The sequence below is a fragment of the [Ruminococcus] lactaris ATCC 29176 genome (genome assembly GCF_025152405.1).
GTDB classification, from domain to species: domain Bacteria; phylum Bacillota; class Clostridia; order Lachnospirales; family Lachnospiraceae; genus Mediterraneibacter; species Mediterraneibacter lactaris.
Window position 1 is genome coordinate 1,691,363 of the sequence record NZ_CP102292.1, and the last position, 22,389, is coordinate 1,713,751.

Annotated in this window: 21 protein-coding genes, 3 pseudogenes and 1 CRISPR repeat array; all 24 genes and pseudogenes read right to left on the minus strand. The window is 36.9% G+C overall.

The window, feature by feature from the left end; all coding sequences use genetic code 11:
• Positions 1-153 precede the first annotated feature (153 nt).
• Positions 154-1,065: a ParB/RepB/Spo0J family partition protein gene (locus NQ541_RS07930; RefSeq protein WP_005610809.1), complete on the minus strand. Its 912-nt coding sequence runs from the start codon at positions 1,063-1,065 to the stop codon at positions 154-156.
• On the minus strand, positions 1,043-1,870 hold the full coding sequence (locus tag NQ541_RS07935; RefSeq protein ID WP_044940600.1) for a ParA family protein: 828 nt from the start codon (positions 1,868-1,870) through the stop codon (positions 1,043-1,045). Before NQ541_RS07935 ends, NQ541_RS07930 begins: the two co-directional genes overlap by 23 nt.
• A 122-nt stretch (positions 1,871-1,992) precedes the next feature.
• Positions 1,993-2,835 carry a PDDEXK family nuclease gene (locus tag NQ541_RS07940; RefSeq protein ID WP_005610806.1) on the minus strand — a complete coding sequence of 281 codons (843 nt, stop codon included), beginning with the start codon at positions 2,833-2,835 and terminating at the stop codon, positions 1,993-1,995.
• Positions 2,826-3,890 (minus strand): ParB N-terminal domain-containing protein, encoded by a 1,065-nt coding sequence (locus NQ541_RS07945; RefSeq protein WP_005610805.1) that lies wholly within the window; start codon positions 3,888-3,890, stop codon positions 2,826-2,828. Before NQ541_RS07945 ends, NQ541_RS07940 begins: the two co-directional genes overlap by 10 nt.
• Before the next feature lie 140 nt (positions 3,891-4,030).
• Complete coding sequence (locus tag NQ541_RS07950) at positions 4,031-4,849, minus strand: IS3 family transposase (protein WP_005609355.1); 819 nt, start codon at positions 4,847-4,849, stop codon at positions 4,031-4,033.
• Complete coding sequence (locus NQ541_RS07955) at positions 4,839-5,186, minus strand: transposase (protein WP_005609354.1); 348 nt, start codon at positions 5,184-5,186, stop codon at positions 4,839-4,841. Before NQ541_RS07955 ends, NQ541_RS07950 begins: the two co-directional genes overlap by 11 nt.
• An 86-nt stretch (positions 5,187-5,272) precedes the next feature.
• Complete coding sequence (locus NQ541_RS07960; protein ID WP_005610803.1) at positions 5,273-5,449, minus strand: hypothetical protein; 177 nt, start codon at positions 5,447-5,449, stop codon at positions 5,273-5,275.
• Positions 5,450-5,465: 16 nt separating this feature from the next.
• Complete coding sequence (locus tag NQ541_RS07965) at positions 5,466-6,329, minus strand: AlbA family DNA-binding domain-containing protein (RefSeq protein ID WP_207635037.1); 864 nt, start codon at positions 6,327-6,329, stop codon at positions 5,466-5,468.
• Positions 6,330-6,525: 196 nt separating this feature from the next.
• Positions 6,526-6,795, minus strand: a pseudogene (locus NQ541_RS07970) (DEAD/DEAH box helicase family protein); the annotation flags it as partial.
• Between the two features lie 12 nt (positions 6,796-6,807).
• Positions 6,808-7,047, minus strand: coding sequence for a hypothetical protein (locus NQ541_RS07975; RefSeq protein WP_005610800.1), 240 nt, complete (start codon positions 7,045-7,047; stop codon positions 6,808-6,810).
• An 11-nt stretch (positions 7,048-7,058) separates the two neighbouring features.
• Entirely contained in the window at positions 7,059-7,820 is a 762-nt protein-coding gene (gene rhuM, locus NQ541_RS07980; protein ID WP_023922836.1) for a RhuM family protein, read from the minus strand.
• A gap of 137 nt (positions 7,821-7,957) precedes the next feature.
• A complete protein-coding gene (locus NQ541_RS07985; protein ID WP_005610798.1) occupies positions 7,958-8,440 on the minus strand; it encodes a metallophosphoesterase in 483 nt (160 codons plus the stop codon).
• Positions 8,441-9,105: 665 nt separating this feature from the next.
• A CRISPR array of direct repeats spans positions 9,106-10,718; the repeat unit is 32 nt; unit sequence ATTTCAATCCACACTTCCGCAAGGGAAGTGAC.
• Positions 10,719-10,897: 179 nt separating this feature from the next.
• Positions 10,898-11,188, minus strand: a complete 291-nt coding sequence (cas2, locus tag NQ541_RS07990) for a CRISPR-associated endonuclease Cas2 (RefSeq protein WP_005610790.1) — start codon at positions 11,186-11,188, stop codon at positions 10,898-10,900.
• 9 nt (positions 11,189-11,197) lie between these two features.
• Positions 11,198-11,866 (minus strand): annotated as a pseudogene (gene cas1, locus NQ541_RS07995) (CRISPR-associated endonuclease Cas1); the annotation flags it as partial.
• 12 nt (positions 11,867-11,878) lie between these two features.
• Positions 11,879-13,069: an IS630 family transposase gene (locus tag NQ541_RS08000; protein ID WP_005609147.1), complete on the minus strand. Its 1,191-nt coding sequence runs from the start codon at positions 13,067-13,069 to the stop codon at positions 11,879-11,881.
• Positions 13,070-13,150: 81 nt separating this feature from the next.
• Positions 13,151-13,519: pseudogene (cas1, locus tag NQ541_RS08005) on the minus strand (CRISPR-associated endonuclease Cas1); the annotation flags it as partial.
• A complete protein-coding gene (gene cas4 / locus NQ541_RS08010; RefSeq protein ID WP_005610786.1) occupies positions 13,516-14,181 on the minus strand; it encodes a CRISPR-associated protein Cas4 in 666 nt (221 codons plus the stop codon). The pseudogene cas1 (NQ541_RS08005) and the gene cas4, both read right to left, overlap by 4 nt.
• The gene (gene cas7c / locus NQ541_RS08015) at positions 14,181-15,092 is read right to left on the minus strand and encodes a type I-C CRISPR-associated protein Cas7/Csd2 (RefSeq protein WP_005610784.1); all 912 of its coding nucleotides are present in this window, start codon (positions 15,090-15,092) and stop codon (positions 14,181-14,183) included. Before cas7c ends, cas4 begins: the two co-directional genes overlap by 1 nt.
• The gene (cas8c, locus tag NQ541_RS08020; protein ID WP_005610783.1) at positions 15,093-16,841 is read right to left on the minus strand and encodes a type I-C CRISPR-associated protein Cas8c/Csd1; all 1,749 of its coding nucleotides are present in this window, start codon (positions 16,839-16,841) and stop codon (positions 15,093-15,095) included.
• Positions 16,838-17,500 carry a type I-C CRISPR-associated protein Cas5c gene (gene cas5c / locus NQ541_RS08025; RefSeq protein WP_005610782.1) on the minus strand — a complete coding sequence of 221 codons (663 nt, stop codon included), beginning with the start codon at positions 17,498-17,500 and terminating at the stop codon, positions 16,838-16,840. The genes cas8c and cas5c overlap by 4 nt, the downstream gene beginning before the upstream one ends.
• Positions 17,501-17,941 (minus strand): hypothetical protein, encoded by a 441-nt coding sequence (locus NQ541_RS08030; RefSeq protein WP_005610781.1) that lies wholly within the window; start codon positions 17,939-17,941, stop codon positions 17,501-17,503.
• Positions 17,925-18,392: a DUF3990 domain-containing protein gene (locus NQ541_RS08035; protein WP_005610780.1), complete on the minus strand. Its 468-nt coding sequence runs from the start codon at positions 18,390-18,392 to the stop codon at positions 17,925-17,927. Before NQ541_RS08035 ends, NQ541_RS08030 begins: the two co-directional genes overlap by 17 nt.
• 390 nt (positions 18,393-18,782) lie before the next feature.
• Positions 18,783-20,051: an IS630 family transposase gene (locus tag NQ541_RS08040; protein WP_005610777.1), complete on the minus strand. Its 1,269-nt coding sequence runs from the start codon at positions 20,049-20,051 to the stop codon at positions 18,783-18,785.
• 158 nt (positions 20,052-20,209) lie between these two features.
• Entirely contained in the window at positions 20,210-22,357 is a 2,148-nt protein-coding gene (locus NQ541_RS08045) for a CRISPR-associated helicase/endonuclease Cas3 (protein WP_005610775.1), read from the minus strand.
• Between the last annotated feature and the right edge of the window lie 32 nt (positions 22,358-22,389).

Below are 22,389 nucleotides of genomic sequence, written 5' to 3' on the forward strand. Positions count from 1 at the left end.
CCGAAAGAGAAGATGTTCCCGGCTCCTTATTGTCTTTTCGGCTGGTAATCTGCTGGTAAACCAAAGGGGTAGGGTGTGGGGAGGGGAAAACAGAAAAAGGCTGATTTCTCATTGACCACCAACGGGTAGACTTTTCCCTTGGTGTCAAAATGCCTATCGTTCCCTGCTTTTTTCCCGTTTCCGGTATAATTCCAGTGCTTTGATAATGGTTTCTTCCATTTTCTGCTGTGTAGTTCCCGATGGAAAGTATTTTTCCAGTCGGTTCTTCGGGATTTTCCACTGCTCTACCTGATTTGGCTTCTCTTCTGACATAATCGACAGCAAAACATCTTCATTCAACCTGCCCTCTGCTGAAAATTTGCGGATTTTAATTGCCTGGGCATGACTTGGGGTACAAGCCTCCGACTCCATGGTGTCGTACAATATCTCCTGTTCCTCTTTCGGCAAATAAGACAGATCCACCGCCGGACGCATAGAAATCTTTTTGTCATCGACCATTTCTAGGATTTCCGGGATAAGCTCCGTAAGGCGGATATAGCGGCGGATTGTTTCTCGACTTTCTCCACTTTGTTCTGCAAGAATGTCTCTTGATTTTACTCCTTTTAACTTGTGCTCCTCTGGTGCACAAGTAATATCTAATCGTTTTCCCTGCCTGCTCATTGCTTCTAATTTCATTTTATAAGCAAATGCTTTTTCTGATGGTAAGATTTCTTCTCTTTGAAGATTGCTGTCAACCATGACAATGACTGCTTCATCATCGCTGAGATTCCTTACTATACAAGGCATATTCTCAAATCCTGCCAGTTCACTCGCCATTTTTCTACGGTGTCCGGAAATCATTTCATACCCGCCCGTTGGTTTCTCCCTAACAAGTGCAGGCACTAATACACCATGATCACGCACGCTATCGATAGTTTCCAACATCTTATCGTCCATTTTTACCTTAAACGGATGATTCGGGAAGTCTGTAATTTCATAAATAGAAATATTTTTTACATATTCCTGATTCTTATGATTTCTTTCTTCCTGCGTGGTAAAAAGGTCATCGGCTGAGGGAAGATTCATATTTATTTCTCTGCTTTTCGCCACACTTTAACACCTCCCTCGTAAATTCCGCATACGCCTTTGCAACAGTTCCATTCTTGTCATACTCATAAATGCTCTGTCCTGCGGCACTGCTTTCTGCCGCTGTGATAGCCACTGGAATAACCGTTTTAAAAATTCGAATATGTTTCCCGTAATTTTCTCGAAGGCTATCCTCTGTTGTCCTTGCAAGTTTTGTTCTCATATCTGCAAGTGTCAGCAATACTCCATCAATCTTCAGATTAGGATTTAGCTGTCTTTGTACCTTACCGATTGTTTTCATCAACTGTGTCATACCCTTTAATGGAAGATAATGAGCCTGTACTGGAACAATTACACTGTCCGCGGCAACTAATGCATTGATGGTCAGCATTCCCAAACTAGGCATACAATCAATCAGAATATAATCATAATCCTTTTTCAAATCTGCCAGATACAGCTTTAAAGTCTGCTCTCTACTCATGGCATTTACCAGTGAGATTTCCAAGCCCGATAATTCAATATTAGTTGGAATAATGTCTACTCCTTCTTTGTGATGTAAAATCCCCTCATTATACACAAATGGTTCGTCTTGTAATATCTTCTTCATTTGTGTTTCTAATGTAATCGGAAGACTGTCTGCATTCGTCCAACCCAATGCAGTCGTTAAGTCTCCCTGCGGATCAGCATCAACCAATAATACTTTTCGCCCCTGATGTGCAAGACCAATTCCAAGATTTAATGTCGTTGTGGTCTTCGCGGTTCCTCCCTTCTGATTTGCAAGAGCGATAACTTTACACTTGGACATATAGTTTCCTCCTTCCTTGAAAAATTTAATAGCCAATCCTTTTTACAGGACTGGCTATGTACAAAAATGGGCATGAAAAAACCGACTGATTCTTGGTGAATCAATCGGCTATGTAATTGTTTTTAATATGTATAATTTTCTTCTTTCATAAGACTCCGCAAAAACTTTACAGGCTCTTTTTCTCTCCGTATAATTTTTGAATTACATATTATTTCTATCAGCTGTTTAGTATCCGAAACAAGAATTCCATAATTCTTTGCCACATCAAGTGCTCCTGTTTGATGTCCAGAATTTGCAATATGCCAACCAATTATATCTCCTTTTTCTAATTTGAACCAATCTGGAAGAATTTCTCCTGCTCGATATGACTTGTTATACACATTATTCATCGTTGTTACAAACTCTTTCATATGACCTACATTATCTCTATTTGCATATTTTTTACACTGTCCTACAATTCTTATTGGTCCTTTAGTTCCAAATAAAAAATGAGCTTTTTGCGGAAAGGATATTCTTGCAAAAAAGTCAACACCACCTTCATTTCCAGGTGCAGTTAAACTAATCTTATCTGCTCCTAATAAATCACATATCACACATGACATCACTTCGTATTCTCTGTCTTTTAATTTATCAAAAAACTTATATAATTCTGGACGTATTTTATAATATTCTCGTCTTGAATCAGTATCTAAATTTTCCCCTATCCACCTAACCTTTTTTTCATAATTATTAACTATAGAAAACAAAGGCACTATACCGTTAGAAACATCTTCTTCATACTGTTTTTTATAGCTGTTCCATAATCTATTCACTTTATTCGCTGCCATAGTTTCCGCTTTTACTGTATCATCAGTCAACGTTCTAAGAATGGCTTTCTTTAAAATTTCTTCAAAAAAATACTCTTTGTCATCATAATGACTCCGATATAATTTATTGAATATTATTGTATTTTCGTTTATCGACATGCATCTAATATCTCTCCAACTTTATCTGATAATTTTTCTAGTAAATCTGATAATTCCTCTTTACGCGACATTACTAATTTAAATGGAATATCATCAAGAGCCTTTGTACAAGATTTTATTTTTTCTAATGTCTCTGTAGACGGATCTTGACTTTCAAGATATTTTCTTGTATTTGCACTATTTTGTGCCTTTTCCAAATCTCCGTCTGCTCTAAACATTTCAAAATCAGAAATAGATTCTCTCAATAAAAACGATACTATTCTTATATCATTACTTCTTTTTATTAAGCGATTATCCCAATTTCCCTTTACCTCTACTCCATCCAATACATTTTCTTCATTTCTTGGATATAACCATGATAAAAATTCGTTAAATTTCAAATTATCTTCAAATTTATACTCTGTATCATTCCATTGTAACCAATCTTTAAAAACCGGATTGCTTCTACTAAATATTTCTTGTAAATATGGATATGCTCTTTCATCTATTTCTTGTGTATAGTCAGACTCTTCTGCTGCTTGTATAAATGCATAATATCCCCTTACCCATTGCCCTGCACCATATGCTGTCAATCCGAATTTTTTGCCAACCTCTGTCAAACTCAAATTTTCATCTTCCATTAACTGTACCAACAGCCTCGCTTTATTATATGCAGGCCATTCTTGAATCCCTATGATATGTCGCAATCCTTGAAATACCCATGATGGTTGTCTTTCTGATCCTGTATAAATTAAACAACTAATTTCTTTTAAAGAATCAACAACCGATTCTTCAACCTGTTCAGGATTTCCCTTATATAATTCCATAATATTCTTAGCTGCACATATTCTCCGATTTCCTTCAAGCACTACATATTTATTCTCTGCAAACTTTTTTACAATTACTCTATCAATGGGAAGGAAACCGTTTATTTGAATATTATCAACCAATTTGTAAATAGAAAATTCTTCTTCCAGTTTCCTTTTTGTTGCTACTTGAATACTTGCATCTGAAATTTGCTGATCTGGAATATCATCCCATTTAAGCGATGTAAACCTAGGGTTATTTGGATCCAAATATATTTCATCTAATGATATTTTATAGTGGCTCAGTTGTCAAGACAAAAATCTAAGATTTTTATAATGAACTGATATGGTTGATAAGTAACAAGGAACATGGGGAGGATAGTGGAACACTCCCCAGATCCATATATGCATTAAGCTGCATACGGCAAAAGCATTGCCGGGTAGTAACATTCAGCCGGTGTTTTGTAATCAAGGGCAGAATGGCATCTTTCAAAGTTATAGGTGTGGACATATCGTCCAATAGCAACTCTGGCATCCTTGATGTTGTTATACAGCGTCAGATAAGCTTCTTCATACTTGAAGCTGCGGAACCATCGCTCAATCATGATGTTGTCAGCCCAACGGCTTTTTCCATCCATACTCTGACGGATACCGTTTTCTTTTACAAATTCAATGTATTTCTGACTTGTGAACTGACAACCCTGATCAGAGTTCAAAATCTGTGGTTTTGACACAGCAAATGCTTTTTTTAGAGCATTGATAACCATTCTGGTATCAAGGGTATCATCGACTTCCCAGCCTACGATACAACGGCTGTACCAGTCGATTACAGCTGTCAGATACAGAAATCCGTGTCTGATTGGAATATATGTAATGTCAATAGACCACGCCTGATTTGGTGCATCTATGACGGCATTTCGAAGAAGATAAGGACATCCCTTTGCCTGTTGCATCCGCTTGGAAAGATTCATCTTAGGATAGATTGGGTAAATATCCATCTCATTCATATAGCGGCGTGCTTTACGACGCCCAACATGATAACCTCTGTTTTTGAGTTGTGCAGACATTTGCCTTGCACCCCAGGTTGGATTATCCGTATGAAGATGGTCGATAATCTCTTTACAAGCCAGTTCTTCGTCTGATACAGGTGAAGTCTTGTAATAGATGCTTGTACGGTTGATATCAAGCAGTTTTGCTCCTACAGATGCCGGGATTTCTTTAGTAGTCAAAAGGTTTTGGACTAAACTTACTCTCGTAGTCAGGTCCACAAATTTCTTCAGATTTTTTTTTGAGCCAGTCAACCTGCATGGTTAACTGACCAACCTTTTTCGCATACTCCGCCTTTTCCTTGCGTTCTTCAGCAAGCTTGTCTTTGAGGTTTTCCTGACGCTTGTCATCGAATACTGCAGAGGCATTGTTAAGGAATTCTTTCTTCCAATTGCGGAGCAGATTTGGTTGGATGTTATTCTCGGTTGCAAGGGTGTTGAGATCTTTCTCGCCCTTAAGCAGCTCGATTACCAGGTCTGATTTAAATTTGGCACTAAAGTTTCTTCTTTGTCTGGACATAATGATGAATCCTCACTTTCATACTGATTTTAGTATATCAGATTCATTAATATTTGTCCGAAAAAGTGTCTTAATTTATGAGACCATTATATTTTTGCATCAACTAATTCTTTATTTAATGTATTGATATTATCCTGCATTCTTTGCTCAACTCCTTTTTTTATATTATACATAATTGTATCCTTTTCCTCAATAATTATGTCCTGTATCTCCATTTCCAAACATACGGCAGAGATTCTGCTCTTCTTCCAACCTACTTTCATTTATTTTATGTTCTATTTATATCAAGTCTAATTCTCTTTCTATTTTCCACTTTTTTTCATCAATCATACGTGCAATGAATTCTTCATAATCTTCTTCAGGATATAATGGATTATCTTCACTAATCCATTCTCCAGCAGAAACAGCTTTTATAACTTCTGTAAGCTTTAGAAGACTGTTTCCTATACCACCTTGATAATATTCATTTGTTGGACTTATCTTACTATACAAAGTTTTTAACTGCTCTAAATGCTCATCCAAATTTAAAGTTTTTCCAGAGTCCGGATACTCAGCATTCATTCTGCGCTTAATAATATCTGTAATTTCCTCACTTGTTGCTTCTTCACACGATGTACCTCTTCTAATATATATTCTATTTTTCTTTAAATTGGTACTTTCTTTCATCGACATAAATGGTATAAATCTCGGACAATCTTTAATAACCATCATTTGATATTTGTGATTTTGCAATTTTTCATATTCTGAAGAATCATATACAAAATCATATACTTCATACTTCAGTTCAGTTGAAATATAATTTTTAATATCATTTGATATTTTGGCTTTATCTACAATCTCTTCAATTCCATCATAAGAAAAACTTTTATCTTCCTTTTCTTTTACTCCAAATATAATAATTCCGCCACCAGAGTTAGCAATCGCCAACATTTCTTTTACTAACTTCGTCGGTTCTATCCATTTTTCTTTAAAATCAATAGAATTATGCTCCCCTGTTTGTCCCTTTAAAAAATTCCGAAAATTATCTAAAGTCGGTTCCTGTAGTAAGCGATAAACTATATCTTTTAATTGATCTGGTAATTTCATAAAATATTCCACACCTTTCATTTTTCCAAACAGTACATATCTTGTCTTATATTTCAATTATAGCAACTCTTCAACCCCTATACACTATTTTTTTCAAATTCTATAATTAAAAAGCAGGCAATGAAAAGTCACAAAACCTCTTCATCCACCCGCTTTTCACCTATATTCTCACCACTACCACTTCCACAACATCTAGATGTTCAACCACCCACATACCACAAAATACCACCTGTTTTGTAACCTTCTCATGCTAGGAGACAAAGTACTCCACTGCGTTATTTGGAAAGAACTCTTTAAACTCCCCATATAACTGCACTGCAAGTGTCTTATTATGTGCAATGATCAGCGTCGGTTTATTCAATTCCTGAATGACATTCGCCATGGTAAATGTCTTACCAGAACCAGTGACACCAAGCAATGTCTGGCATTGGTTGCCTTCCTTAAACCCCTGAACAAGTTGTTCGATGGCTTGGGGCTGATCGCCGGTTGGGGAATATTCTGATACTAATTTGAAATGATCCATGTGAGTCTCCTTTTACTTTATCTTGAATTCCGATTTCAAATTCAATTCTTTTACAATGAGATTATTTGCTTTTTTAAATTCTGACTTACTAACCGAATAATCATTAAGTTTCATCTGAAGCCAAAATTCCGGGCTTACTGCAATGCCTGTCACGTCATACTTAATTTGAGTTGCTAATAACGTATATAAAGAGATTGCTCTATATTTTTCAAACTGCTTCGTTTTCGCTTTTTCATAATTTTCTTTTTGCATAGTCGCTGCAATTAAAATTGCCTTTTCTGAACCATATCATGTGATACTTTCCCCTTACCTTCAAGTACCTCTCTTCTGTTATTTCTTAAAAATTGATTTGTCTGCTCTACCCAATCTTGCATACTCATCAATACTTCATCTTCAGCCATCAACTCTGCATAATCAATAAACATTGTAACAAGCCTATTTAAGCGTGATAATTCTTTTTCATTTAGGTAATTCTTTGCAACACTAATATCTCTTTTCAAAATTTTACCATCCGGAGCATCTTTCCACGTAGTAAGTCCCATAGCAGGTTTCTCAGCATTTACTCGTTCATAAACTAATTCTGCCGCTGTCTTTCCGGTAACTGCAAAATAATCTTTTCCAAACAGCTTACCATTTTTAAGCATATCATCATTAAGAACAAATCCTTTAGTAATATATTCCTTTAATGTTTTTGTTGCCCATTGACGAAACCTTGTAGCTTTCTTAGAATTAACCCGATATCCGACCGCTATAATTGCATCTAGATTATAAAATTCCGGTTCTCGCTTGACCTTTCTATTTCCTTCCATTTGAACTATTTCCATTTTGGAAACAGTTGCCTCTTTAAAAAGTTCTCCTTCCTCAAATATATTAGATAAATGTTTTGAAATCGCCGGTACATTGACATCAAATAATTCTGCCATTGCCTTTTGCGTCATCCAGAATGTCTCATCTTTAAAAACAACATTAACACATATATTAGTACCCTCCACTTGATACAAAACAATTTCATGTTCTTGAATCATGTACATCTATCCTTTCTATTCTTTTCAAGCTTATCTAATATCACTAATTCAGATCAACTGTAATAATTACGTTTTTCTCAATTGGGGAATTCAATTTCCCTAATTGACGCAGTTTAGGCAAATTTTGCCTAATCAGTTCACAATTTACATTTTCCTTCATTATTCTCAAAAAACTCTATAATCTGCTTCACCAATACCGGATAATAATTATTCGCATCCACACCTACATCATATCTTCTAATTCCGTCTGCTTTATTCTGCAAATTATATTCTTCATGGGCATGTATGTGTCCATGTAATTGAATACTCCCACTATTCTTTTTCGGCCATGACAGCATCGGATAATACATCAATGCAAAATAGAGGCCATTCAATGATACTGTCTTAAAATCACATATTTCCTCAAACAATTCCAAATCATCTTTCTTGTCATGATTTCCTTTAATCAGAATCTTCTTTCCGTTCAACCTGCTAATCAATTCATTTGCCCTATCCATCGGTAGATGATGACTAATATCTCCAAGAATATACACCGTATCATTTTTATGTACTACTGCATTATAATTTTGAATCAAAATCTGATTCATCTCTTGTATATTTTCAAAAGGACGATTCTGCATGCTGATAATTCCACGATGCCCCAAGTAAATCACTTGTAAAGTAAATCATGTTATCGTCCTCCTTCCCCCATTACGAATTTTTCCTGCAAAAGTCACAAAACTAATATTTGCGGATAAAACAGCACTCGGAAATACCTGAAAATACTAACCTCCGGTCCTGTCATATTTTTTACTGTTTGTTCTTGTAACAGTCCCTATTATATCAAATAAATTTTTGAAAGTATATAGATTAACGCAAGAAAAAAGTACAAATGTTCGATTCTTATTTGTACTTTTTTCTATCACTACTATTCTATTTTTCATCATGCTGCGTTGAAATATTCCTCCAGAATTAAGTCTATTTCAATCATTTCTGAATAATCATAATACTGATCTTTCCTCTCTTTTGGAATAACTTCTTCAATAAATGGTTCCAGTACGTCCAGACAGTCTTCTATAATTTCCTGTGTATCTCCATAGACATCTACGGATATAATTTCCTTGGCATGTCCTACAAATGCGAAACACCTTTTGAATTAAAACTATTCTTCAGCAAAATGGTTGCATAGGTATTTCTCAACTGGTGAAAATGAATATCAGGCAAATCCAAGGATTTCAGTAAGTCTTTATAATATTTATGATGATAGCACTTACTCCTCGGATTCCCATATGTAGAACGGCTCAATATTTCAATCCACACTTCCGCAAGGGAAGTGACTCATACTCCCACCCCCACGCCGACTTCACAAATATTTCAATCCACACTTCCGCAAGGGAAGTGACAAAATAGCAACCGGTTTCCCGATAGAGAGAGTCATTTCAATCCACACTTCCGCAAGGGAAGTGACAGATGGGGAATGATGAGAAAAAGATATCTGCAGATTTCAATCCACACTTCCGCAAGGGAAGTGACAGATTTTTGATTTTCTGTCTCAGATTGTTAAATATATTTCAATCCACACTTCCGCAAGGGAAGTGACTCGTTACCCCATACAAAGTAGTCTCAAAAGGACATTTCAATCCACACTTCCGCAAGGGAAGTGACTCCTGCTTGCTGTTGATTCCGGCAATCTTCCGTGATTTCAATCCACACTTCCGCAAGGGAAGTGACAAACTGCCCGAAGGGAAAGGCAGCGTTTACAATCATTTCAATCCACACTTCCGCAAGGGAAGTGACCATGTGCTGTAATGGCATACGTTGATACAAATGATTTCAATCCACACTTCCGCAAGGGAAGTGACCTCTTGTTACAAGAATTAACGGGTTTTCATTGCAAATTTCAATCCACACTTCCGCAAGGGAAGTGACTTCCTGCATCGTAGCCATTGACGGCAGCACCGTATTTCAATCCACACTTCCGCAAGGGAAGTGACGCAGAAGCGACACGGATCAAGCTGCGGATCAGCATTTCAATCCACACTTCCGCAAGGGAAGTGACCGGGAGCACGCCCGAAATGTGCAAAGGATCAGGGATTTCAATCCACACTTCCGCAAGGGAAGTGACGACTTAGTCATATAATATAATGACATAGCAACAAATTTCAATCCACACTTCCGCAAGGGAAGTGACTCCTTGTACCCTGCGACTTTTAACACTGCTTCAGATTTCAATCCACACTTCCGCAAGGGAAGTGACCTGTTCGTTAGATCACTGGATGCACAGAAAGCCATATTTCAATCCACACTTCCGCAAGGGAAGTGACAGGATGGAACACTGATTGGTCAGCAGATACAGGATTTCAATCCACACTTCCGCAAGGGAAGTGACCACATGGGCAATTCCTATATAAAAAATATGGTGATTTCAATCCACACTTCCGCAAGGGAAGTGACACAATCAAATTCAATATGTTCCCGGATTGTACCGGATTTCAATCCACACTTCCGCAAGGGAAGTGACTTTGAGAAGTCAGCAGGAGAGGACTATATGTTCCGTATTTCAATCCACACTTCCGCAAGGGAAGTGACTGTGAGATGGATACCGGGATAGGAGGCGGAAAATATTTCAATCCACACTTCCGCAAGGGAAGTGACCTGCCGCAATTGGAGCTGTTACATTTTTATTAAGTATTTCAATCCACACTTCCGCAAGGGAAGTGACTGAATGGGCCAGTTTTTCTGATCTCATCAAAAATATTTCAATCCACACTTCCGCAAGGGAAGTGACTGATATACTCATACGGCCACCCCCATGCCTCAAATTTCAATCCACACTTCCGCAAGGGAAGTGACGCAGTAATTATGGAATGTATGGTATCAGATCTGAATTTCAATCCACACTTCCGCAAGGGAAGTGACTGCAATATTCCACAAAAACATCTGTCTATTTTTATGAAATATCTATAAATATATTTGAATTTACTTTCGTATACTATTGAAATACTCTGTCTATACAAAAAGCACATTCAAATTTGTTTATTTTTACAGGTGCGAGTCTCCCGGTAATTTTATGTATGCTAGACACTCGCACCTGCAAATTATAAGAATAAAGGCTGATCGACTGCAATTCCTCGTTCTACACCTATATGCTCTATCTTGGTCTTATAATTATTTCCAAGATAGTAGAATCGCAAGCTATCTACTTTATCATCAATAATCTCTGTTAACAAAGATTTTAACGTCACACTTTGTGCCTGATCCACAATGCACTCAAATACGGAGTTCTGTACTCTTCTCCCATAGTTTTGACATTGTTTGGCTACTTTTCTAAGTCGCTTTTTTCCGGCTTCATTTTCTGTATTTACATCATATGTAATCAACAACAGCATATTTCCACCTCATTTCCACAGAAATACAGGATAGCCATCTAAATCTCCACGTAAATACCTTGCAAGCAACATTGCCTGTACATACGGAACCATCCCCCATTCAACTTTTTCTTTCAAATATGGATGTGTAATAACTTCTTTTTTCTTATTCTGCCACTCAACTAATAACTTTTTCCGCAAATCATCCCCCATCAAGACAACTCCATTTTCTTTTTGGGAGAAGTTTTTTCCATTCACATTTTTTTTATTGATCAATGACAAAACAAACCGATCTGCATACACACTTCTCAGTTCTTCTATTAGATCTAATGCCAATGATACTCTCCCCGGTCGGTCTGTATGAAGATATCCGACATAAGGATCCAGTCCTACCACTTCTAACGCAGATGTAATCTGATTTGTTAATAAGGTATATACAAAAGATAACATCGCATTTACATTATCTTTAGGCGGTCTTTTATTTCTCCCCTGAAAATTAAATTCTTTTTTCTGTTGTAGAATCAATTCATTGAAAACGCCAAAATAAATACTGGCTGCTTCTCCTTCATAACCTCTCAATTGGTCTTTCGATTCTGCATTCTGTATATACTGTAACGATTCTTTTAAATGCAAAGATGCTTTCTTCACGCCTTCTACATCTATCTGCATTCCGTGATCACGAATTGCCCGTTCTAGTATAACCGTTATTAATTAACTGGACTTTTGAATTGGCAACGTATCAACCACCACCTCTTCACTTGAATTAATTTCTTCAAGCTTATACTTCCAGTGATATACGACAGGTTGTTCGTTTACTTCATCGAAGTATCTATAGATACGCTGCACAAGTTCATCCTTAGTTTTTACACGTATGCCTTTTAGCATCTGACGTGTGAGTTTACTAAAGAATCCCTCAACAAGATTCAACCATGAACCATGCTTGGGAGTAAACACAAATTCAAATCTTCCCGGCTTTGTCGCAAGGTATTTTCGGGTTTCCTCTGAAGAATGAACTTTCAGATTATCCAATACCAGACGAATCCGGTCAGTCTCCGGATATTTTGAATCAAGTATTTTTAGAAACTCAATATATTCCTTGCTGCTGTGTTTATCTTTTACAAGCGGAATTGCCTCCCCTGTTTGTAAGTCGATTCCAGCAAGCAGTGAAATAGTTCCAAGACGTTTATATTCATAATCACGGCTGACCGTCTTGTGATTTTCATCCGGCAAGAGGTCTTCTGTGGTATTGGCAATTGCCTGAATTCCGGGTTTTTCATCATAGGAAAGTACATGTACAACCTGTTCATCCTCCTTAAACGGAATGAGCTGTCCCTTCTCGTCAAACTGTAAAGACAATTGTTTATATACAAGAAGAACATTATGCATTTTCTGGTCAAAATCAGGGTCACGATTTTCGCAGTAATAAGTTATTTTGTTAGGCTTAATATCCGCTTCTTCCAGTATTGTGCGGACCTTTGACTGACTGATTGTTGACAACCTTGTATGACCTGCTTCTTCGGCAAATTTATTAATATGTTTTGTAAGAAGAGCACGCGTCCATACTTCTGCTGAATATCCAAGATTGACAGGCTTCTGACAGGCGATATTTATTATCCAGGCTTTTTCATCATCGGTTATTTCAGCATTCCTGCCACGACCGGGTGCATCAAACAGAGCATTTTCCACACCACCCTCAAGGTATTTATTGATACAGAGCATGACGCTTTTGCGATTCATTCCTACTTTGTCTGCAATATGGTCAACTGAAATACCTTCTGCTTTGAGTAGTAAAATTCTTGCCCGAATTACTGTCTGGGCTTGAATTGTTCTTGCACGCATCTGAGTTTCAAGATATAAACGTTCGTCCTCGCTAAGATTAATAGTGGATGCTTTTCTTCCCATAGTTTAATGCTCCTTTTGATTTGATGAGAACAGTATACTACAGAAAAGAAATATAGTCCATTTATTTAAAAACTTTTGTACTAGTACCCATCTTGCATTATAAACTTTTCCCATAATACAATTTTTTGCAATTGTGAGACTTATTTCATCATCTTTGCTACTTTTATACTGTTGTTCCCGTAAAAGAACATTTCCCTGAACCTTCCCAGTTACTCTTGCCAGAAATTTCCCCTGAGGAGTGAGATAACAAAGTGAAATATTTCTTTCAGCACATGCTCCCATTAACGCCGGACTGGTTCCCCGATATCCAAAAGAAACAATTCCATCCAAATTGTGTAAAGGCAATCTTCCCAATTCTTTTTTCTCATCGTATACAACCAGATTTTCTCCATCCAATGCCAGATAACTATTCTCAGAGGTTACATATAAGGTGTTTAATAATTTTCTCACTGCTCGTCCTCCTTCAGTGCCTGTGCTATATAATCAGAAACTGATATCGTCTTTTCTAATTTGGGAAGACAGATTTCCTTTAAAGAGCATGAATTACAAGCCTTACTCTTTTTGACTTTTGGCGTATAACCTCGCTCATAATACTGATGCATTTCCTGAAATATTTCTTTTACTTCATCACGCAGTTCCTGTGAAAATGTAATATTCTCTCTTCTCCTCGTTTCTCCATAATAAAGTGCCCCTTCAGATATTGTAGTAGAAAACATTTCTTCCAGACACATTGCCTGTGCTGTTAGCTGTAATTTATCTTCGTCCGTTATCTTAGGCTTTCCTTTTTTATATTCCACAGGAAAAACAGAATATAATCCTCTATGACCAGACAATGTAATTCCATCTTCGCATTTATGAAATTCTACCAGGTCACATTCCCCACTAACTCCAAGCTCTTTCGAGGAAACCGGAAGTGCCCGAACAAGAAGTGTCTCTTTTCTTTTTTCTTTTACACTGGGATCATGGACTTTTTTATGCATTAATTCACCAATAACTGTATGAACATTTTCACTCCACTGCTGCTCAATATGGATCAAAGCCCATTGCCGTCGGCAGAATTTAAAATGCTGTATCCCCGACAACATTAAATATTCGTCTTCTTTATATGCCATCAAATCATCCTTTTCATCTCAACTGAATCTGGAATCATTTCCTCGTGAATCTGAACTGTATAATCCTGATATTTTCTTGGATATTCAATTTCTTCTTTTTTTCTTACTTCGACTGCATCAAAAAGCTTATATGCCGGACAATCCCCCAGTTCCTTGCTGTGCTTAAACACAATAAGCTCCCGGACAGCCATTTTCCCTCTTGCAGCTGAATGATCATTTTCAAACATATTAATAATTGCCTCCCACAAAAGATCTAAGTCTTCCTCTGAAAATCCTGTCACTTTTCTGGCCAGATTCGCTGAAATATATCCTTCCACTCGATACAATCCATACGGAACAATATTTTTTCTTCCCATTTCAGTACTCTTATTTTCAGCATCTTTTTCCGTTGTAATTGCAACTCTTGTAATCGTAACTTCCTGACTGACAATCGGATCGATACTTCTTGCAAAGCCAAGCTGTACCGGTCCCCTTACCTGTCCACAATTCAAAGAAGCTTTTACAAAAGTGGTCATAACTGCACCAAAGGTACGAATATCATAGAAATTATCACACATATAATCTCTCAGTTTTATATCCACGTCTTTATCTGATTTTTTTAATTTCTTCAATGCTTCGGTAACTTTTTTGTCCTCTGTTTCTGTAATTCCAAGGCTTTCACAGGCTTCCCGGTCGCTTCTGTTCAACGGAACATCTTCTTTGATGTAGATTTTATAACCTTTTGCATCTTCCTTTACTGTTTCCACATAATTACGAATTTTTCGCTTCAGACACACGTCTGTAACCAGTCCCAATCCACTTTCCGGATCTATTCTTGGCATATTACCAGAATCCGGATCTCCATTCGGATTTCCATTTTCTACATCAAACAGTACCACAAACTCATAACGATTTTTAATTGCTTCTCCCATTTACTTGTCCTCCTTTTTTTCGTACTTCTTTTGTATCTGATGATAATATCCTAACATGAACCTTCCCTGCTCCTCTAATGATAATCGCTTCGGAATTCCTGCATTTTCTTCTGACACATCTAATTTTCCCATCAGATCAGCCAACACTTTTTCATAATATATTTTTCTGGCAACTGATTCCCGGTCTATTTTCTTGATATGACTATTTTTCAATTTTATCAGAACCGGAAATATTGATGCTGGTGTTGCACATGCAGAATTAAAATATCTGTCTCGAATTGTTGCATTAATTCCAGGATTCGCATCCTTTTGAATTGATTCCAGTACTGCAAATATTCTTCCAAGTACATAGGAAGTCTCTATACACTCTTCATTTAATCCCATACTATCGTCTCCTTCTTTCCATCCACGGTTTTTAATTAAAAAGGCTTTTATAATTGCCGCTCTTCCATAAGTAACATTTCCCTGTTCGGCTCTTATTCGTATCAGCGTATCCGTATATAAGCTTTCTGGATATCTTGAATCTTCCAGAATTGCTCTTAATACCATTGATGCCATATTAGGAACTGGAGTTTTATCCTTTGACTTCTGATTCACTGTTTCATCCAGCATCTTCTTTACTCCCAGATATTCATTCTCCACCCAGGAAGGTTTTACAATTTCCATTCTCTGATAATGTCTGGAAATATTCTTAATAATGGTTCCAAATGAATTTTGATAAAAGAACCGAACTGATAATCTTGCTGCATTTGGTGCAAGACACAGGATATAAAATGGCTGATTCGGATCTAAGTTGATATCCTCAAGGTCTACCCATAATCCCTTCTCTAAATTTCCAAATACTTTTCTCATTTCTTTCTGATTATCCGGCTTGGGATTCATCCAGGACAAAAATGTCTTTTGATATTCTTCTTTTCCTGATTCTGCCCAGAATACAATCATGGAATCTCCTAATGGAAATTGATATTCTCTTTGACTCAATAAATAATTTAATGCTGTTGTGTATGCAAACTCCGCATACTTTCCGACCGGTGCATTATAACTTTGTTCTTTTCCATAAGACTCGAATGACGGAGCATTAAATGACACAAGTGCTGCTCCACTTGACTGTGCTCCCGGAACTCCTTTTATTCCTCTATGAATACGTGCTATCTCTGTTTTCTGTCCTGTCACAAGACAGATTCCTTTCTTTCCACTATTTTCTTTTACTTGCAGCTTGTCCCATAGCTTCTTTATTTCATCGTCTTCCTGTGCATAAATCCCTTTCATACTAAAGATAATATTTCCGCCTTCATTCAGTTCTTCCCAATGTTCTTTAATCACAGGATTCTTCTTTGCCTGTTCCGGATTCCAGTTTTTAAAGTAAAGACAGATTGCTTTCGCCATTTCTCCCTCTGCCTCTCCAAGAATTGCTAAGTGCTTTTCCCTTGCCGCATGAAAGCAGTCTATAACTCTCTGATTTGTTCCTTCTGCATCAATTCCAAGAAAATACTTGGCATTATCACATAAAAAGTTAGAAGCAATCCCTGAAGATCTTGTAACCATTTCCGGTACATTTAAAGGTTCGGGAACCCATACTTTCTTCTTGCCTCTTTGCTCTTCCTTTTTCAATGAAATAATCGTTTTTATTGTTCCATCCGCATTTAATTCTATTGCATGCGATACTTTTGCCTGACACCAGCCTGGTTTTGCTGCTTTTCCCTGCTGTACGAGTTCCTCGTAATACTTTACCAATGCCTGCAGAATCATCTGATCACCTCACAGTTTCGTAAATCCAGCACTCCTTTTCTCATGACTGCTCTGAAAAACATCGGCTGTATTTCATCCAGATTACTATAATCCATATCATACAACATAAATCCCAGATCCTTTTCAGGCACTGTATCATAACTGGTATGTATCTCTTTTTCTTCACATAAACAGAACTGAGCCGGAAATTCTCTGCACCCAAAATATGGCATATGATAGCACTCTCCTCTTTTTAAACGACGCATGATAATATCTTTAAATTTTCCAGGATTGTCCGATGCATTTGCCTTATTCGTCATTTCAAAATGTGCTTCTATGATATAGCATACATCACATAAAATTAGAGAGGCTCTCTGAACAATGTCTTCTTTTGTACTAAGATAAAGTGGTTTATCTGCCCCATTATACACTTGCAGTACATTGCTGGCAGATATCTTGCTTTTTACTTCATTTCGCCTGACACTTGTAAAGCGGATTGGATTCTTCACATAAATCTTATCAATAACCCATTTCAGACCGGGATGCCAGTATATTGCTTCCAGAATTCCACGTGCTGCCGAAGGTGTCATAACATCATAAGAACATCTTTCAACCTTCATCTCCGGTCTTGAGAACAAAGCATAATCCCCCCACACTTTTACTTTTACACCTATGCCCATCTATAATACTTCTCCTTTCTTATAGCATGCTGCAATATAATCCCGCGGCTGGTAATAAAAATCTGTATTATAGTCTGATATTTTTTCATCTATCCACGAATGATAAACTTCCCATAACCCTTTTAAAATATCAGAATCTTTATAACTATCCTCTATCAGGCGTTCATACACTTCACCAATATCCCAATAATCAGGAATTCTATAACGGCACTCAATTACATTATCAAAATTTCCTGTTGTGATCTTACATTCGGTTACGAATTCATGTGCAACCTTTTCAATTGGTTCACAGTGCAGCACATCCGCATATTCATAGATTCTGTCTATGTTCTCTTTGCCCAGGGCTTCTGTTATTTCACATCTGGTTTTCTTTTTTAAACGTCCCATATATTCAATCAGACTGCACGTAAAAAATAAATTATTATTATTTTTTGTTCCCATTTACTGCCTCACTTCCTACATACTGTAATGTATCTAATGCTGATATCGTATGAAAGCTGATCTGATGTGTCGGATGATTGAATTTAACAAGTTCCCAAAAGGCAGCTCTTGATATTTTCCCATCTATAACATTCTGTACATAATTATAAATGGTATCGTCCGCCATTGGTCCCTCTACAATATCATAATCATGCGATTGTCCGCTTCGACAGGCAACAATAAAATCCAACCATTCTTCTGTCATTTCTTCAAAGATCAAATACTTTAATTTTTTATCCGGTGTATATTCATAACAATTCACATATCCTTTGCGTCCGTAACGAGTTGCCCAGCGTTCCGCCTGTTCCTGCATCCGGGTACAATAAAAGCCAAAATAAAACTCTTTGTTATACACTGCTTTCCTTATCTCTGGAAATTCTACAATCTCTTTGCTTCCATGGTACAAAATCAAAATTCTTCTCCTCCTTCCGATTACATAAAATTGCTAAATTACACTATAAACTCTATTTACTAAAAATATAGTATCTACTTATACTATTTTCATTCTTTATAAAATCACTATACTACAGTTTATTTTGGTAATCAACATCTTTTATTCATTTTAAATTCCATTGAAAATACTTTTTCTTGAAATATTTCCTATAACCGTTTATACTTATGTTGTCTGGTATTCCAGTGGATTGAAATAATGGTATTTTTAATGAAAAAGCTGAGGGGCTTGTCGCTTTAACGATTTATTAGTGCGACAGCCCCCTCTCTTTATTTCCGTAAGCAATGATCCAAAATCTGTACTAGTATAATCCACGCAAATTAGAAGCCTGTTTCAAATTAGCATTTTATGCTAATTCTGGATAGACTTTCTCTTTCGTGAAATTGTTTTTGGTGCTTTTTTGTTTTTGTTTTCTGCTGAAGCAGCTTTTTCATTTACAACCTCATACACTATGGAATCAATATCTTCTTGAGAAAGATCGATGGTATCCATTTTATATGTCCATTTGTAGGGCACAGGTTCTTTGTTGATTTCATCAAAGTATCTGTAGATTCTATCTTCGAGTTCTTTCTTGCTTTCCACACGGATTCCACCCAGCATCTGCTTTGTCATTTTACTGAAAAAACCTTCAATCATGTTTAACCAGGAACCATGTTTGGGTGTAAATACAAACTCAAAACGTCCAGAAACCGTATTCAGATATTCCTGGGTTTCTTTGGAGGTATGTGCAGAGTGATTATCCAGAATAATCCGAATCATATCGCTCTTTGGATATTTTTCATCAAGTTTCTTTAGAAAAGTCACAAAGTCAGAACTTTTATGAGTTTCACTTACTAATGGAATTGCTTCTCCTGAGAGCAAATCAATCGCTGCAAGCAGGGAGAGGGTTCCCAGCCTGACATACTCATAATCTCGCTGATAGCCATTGCTTTTATCTGTATTCGGAATCGGTGGATGGTCTTCACCTGTGGTAGCAATTGCCTGAATTCCTGGCTTTTCATCATAAGACAGGGTATGTACGGCATCTTTCTCAAAGGGAATCAGTTTTCCATCCTTGTCAAACTGCATTTCAATCTGCTTGTAGATAACAAGGACATCATGCATTTTTGCATCAAACTCAGGATCCCGTCTTTCGCAGTAATAGGACACCTGAAACGGTTTGATCCTTGCATTGCTCAGAATTTTCCGAAGCGTTGTTTCAGCTACTGTTGCCATACGAGGATGTCCTTCCGTTTCTGCTATAGAGTTGATGAATTTCCTGAAACTCATGGGATACCAGAATTCAGCAGAATAGCCGTAATCCTTCGGTTTTTGGCAGGCTTTACTGATTACCCAGGTGATATCGTCATCGGTAATTTCCGCTTTCCTTCCACGGCCTTTGTTATCACGTAAAGAAGCTTCAACACCGTTCTCTTTAAATTTGTTAAGACAACGTTTTACCACACTGATTCCAATATCCAGTTTGTCAGCAATTGCTTTGTTAGATGCACCCTCAGATTTGAGCAGAAGGATCCTAGCACGTTGATAAACGCGAATTTCCAAAGTGCTCTGAGTCAGCAGTTTATTTAAGTAAGATTTATCATCATCTGTTAAAGAAATAGTTTTAATTGTATTAGGCATAATTGGCACCTCCGATGGTTCAATTATACCATAATAGGAATGTGAATTAAAATAGTTTGTTATTTAAAGTGGATTATACTAGCACACAAAAGACCTTGCAACTGCCTCGGTAACTTGAGGAACTCGCAAAGTGTGTTTCTCAAAATCCACAATTCATATCACACAAAGAACGCCATTCCATCCTCTAATGAAAAATCCAGTCCATATTCTTCTGAATACTGCTCTCCATCAACCAACTCATAAAAATCCTGCATCTCTTCTGATACTGGTCTGAGCATACCTGCTCCATTCAATCTGTCGAAAAAGCTGTTTTCTGATTTTGCATTGTCATATACCTGAATGCAATACTGTCCTGCTTTCCGCATTCTTTCCCTCGTTACTCCTTTAATTCGTAATTCCTGTAATAATTCATCTGCTTCAGGCTCCCTGTTGATAAATATAGTCTTTGTATTTTCTTCGATTAATTTAAATTCCTTTGCAACTTCTGCGAAATTACATTCCATCTTTTGAAATTCATCCATAATCTTTTTCTTATCCAGACTTGTGCCTCTATAGTGGTATAGTCTTGTAAAATAATCATGAATCGCTTTTAAATCTGCTATATCAGTATAATCCTGTAAAATCCCTTTGGATACATCAATCTGTTGCCTTTGGTTTGGTACACTATAAGACTCTTCTAAGTCAAATATATAAACCATGCTTTCTGACAATTCTCTTTTTCCTTCACGGTTACATCTTCCCGCTGCCTGTATCATAGAATCAAGCCCCGCTATCTGACGATACACTGTTGCAAAATCTAAATCTACTCCTGCTTCTACAAGACTTGTAGAAATCACAATGCATTTCTCATTATTTTTTAATCGTTCTCTTATTCTCTTTAACACACGTTTTCTGTGCTTCGGATACATACTTGTTGACAGATGATAGATTCCTTCTCCTTGTAATTCTTTATAAATCATCTGTGCTGCTTTTTTCGTATTTACAATACATAATGCATTATTTTCCTTCTTCAGTTTTTCAAGCAGATCATCCTCTCGTATCCTTCCCAGATTCTGATAATTTACGCGTTTAAAAAAAAGGAATTGTTCTTCCATTCTTGGACATAATTCTTTTATTAACTCATTTTTAGAAAAAAACGAATCTAATGCCGGCTGCGTTGCAGTACATAATACTATGCTGACAGAATAACTGTCCACCAATTCCTGAAGCATCGCTATACAAGGTTTCAGATAATCCATCGGCAGCATCTGTGCTTCATCGAATATAACAACACTGTTCGCAATATTATGTATCTTCCTACATTTCGAGGATTTATTTGCAAATAATGATTCGAAAAACTGTACATTTGTTGTTACCACAACAGGCTTGTCCCAATTTTCACTTGCAAGCTGCATCGGTTTAAATTCTTCTGAGCTTTCATAATCTACATTATAATGATTCTCCAGAACATTTTCCTCACCAAGTATTTCTCGAAATACCTGGGCGTTCTGTTCAATAATGCTTGTATATGGAATTACATAAATGATACGATCCTTATGATTCTTTACCGCATGTTCCAGAGCAAATGCAAGAGAAGCAACAGTTTTTCCACCCCCTGTTGGCACTGTAAGACGGAAAATCCCTTCTTTTTGCTTTCCCTCTTTTATACAATGACTCAATATCTCTGTTCTTCGACCATTTATTGTGTCTGCATCTGTATTTTTCAACCATTCGGAAATATGATTTTTCAATCTATTCTGTAAAGTTACCATGGTCTCTCCCGAATTTCTTCCTGTATCTCCATTTTTCATGAATGATTCTGTGTCCAGAAAATCTGCATCTACAAGACATGAATACAACATTCTGATAAATGTTCCCAGTGAAAAATCCATATTTCTGTCTTCTTTAAATGTAATCGGTTCCGTATCCAGATCTGGAATTTCGACCTCATCTTTATAATCCTGATAGTCGCAGATTTTTTTCTTCCATCTTCCACATAAGCTGGAACTTATTGCAGTATTTCCATAATCAGGCAGTCCAGCATGATGACCTGCAATGCAATAACTTAGAATGGGATAATAACCTCCAAGTTCTTTACAGACCTGAGCTCCTGCCGTAGCATGATCCACTTTATCATTTGTATTCTCCTGTATTTTTTTCTGAAATTCTTTCGAGTATTTTCCGATATCATGCAGCATTCCACAGCAATAGCCCCATTCTCTTTTTCCAAACTTTTCTGCAAAGTTCCCAGCTCTCTCTGCCGTTCCTTCCAAATGTTCTTTTACAGTCTGTACTCTTTCTCCATCTTTATGTGCGATATATCCCATTTTATTACCATCCTCTATATCTTCTCCATTAT

Excerpts from the sequence above, each read along its gene's own strand:
- NQ541_RS07940 (WP_005610806.1), bottom strand. The coding sequence starts at position 2,835 with ATGTCGATAAACGAAAATACAATAATATTCAATAAATTATATCGGAGT.
- NQ541_RS07930 (WP_005610809.1), bottom strand. The coding sequence starts at position 1,065 with ATGAATCTTCCCTCAGCCGATGACCTTTTTACCACGCAGGAAGAAAGA.
- NQ541_RS07975 (WP_005610800.1), bottom strand. The coding sequence starts at position 7,047 with ATGCAAAAAGAAAATTATGAAAAAGCGAAAACGAAGCAGTTTGAAAAA.
- NQ541_RS07985 (WP_005610798.1), bottom strand. The coding sequence starts at position 8,440 with ATGCAGAATCGTCCTTTTGAAAATATACAAGAGATGAATCAGATTTTG.
- NQ541_RS07935 (WP_044940600.1), bottom strand. The coding sequence starts at position 1,870 with ATGTCCAAGTGTAAAGTTATCGCTCTTGCAAATCAGAAGGGAGGAACC.
- NQ541_RS08030 (WP_005610781.1), bottom strand. The coding sequence starts at position 17,941 with ATGGGAACAAAAAATAATAATAATTTATTTTTTACGTGCAGTCTGATT.
- cas4 (WP_005610786.1), bottom strand. The coding sequence starts at position 14,181 with ATGGCATATAAAGAAGACGAATATTTAATGTTGTCGGGGATACAGCAT.
- cas7c (WP_005610784.1), bottom strand. The coding sequence starts at position 15,092 with ATGGGAGAAGCAATTAAAAATCGTTATGAGTTTGTGGTACTGTTTGAT.
- NQ541_RS08040 (WP_005610777.1), bottom strand. The coding sequence starts at position 20,051 with ATGCCTAATACAATTAAAACTATTTCTTTAACAGATGATGATAAATCT.
- NQ541_RS07960 (WP_005610803.1), bottom strand. The coding sequence starts at position 5,449 with ATGAAAGTAGGTTGGAAGAAGAGCAGAATCTCTGCCGTATGTTTGGAA.
- NQ541_RS08000 (WP_005609147.1), bottom strand. The coding sequence starts at position 13,069 with ATGGGAAGAAAAGCATCCACTATTAATCTTAGCGAGGACGAACGTTTA.
- cas8c (WP_005610783.1), bottom strand. The coding sequence starts at position 16,841 with ATGATTCTGCAGGCATTGGTAAAGTATTACGAGGAACTCGTACAGCAG.
- cas5c (WP_005610782.1), bottom strand. The coding sequence starts at position 17,500 with ATGGGCATAGGTGTAAAAGTAAAAGTGTGGGGGGATTATGCTTTGTTC.
- cas2 (WP_005610790.1), bottom strand. The coding sequence starts at position 11,188 with ATGCTGTTGTTGATTACATATGATGTAAATACAGAAAATGAAGCCGGA.
- rhuM (WP_023922836.1), bottom strand. The coding sequence starts at position 7,820 with ATGATTCAAGAACATGAAATTGTTTTGTATCAAGTGGAGGGTACTAAT.
- NQ541_RS08045 (WP_005610775.1), bottom strand. The coding sequence starts at position 22,357 with ATGGGATATATCGCACATAAAGATGGAGAAAGAGTACAGACTGTAAAA.
- NQ541_RS07955 (WP_005609354.1), bottom strand. The coding sequence starts at position 5,186 with ATGTCCAGACAAAGAAGAAACTTTAGTGCCAAATTTAAATCAGACCTG.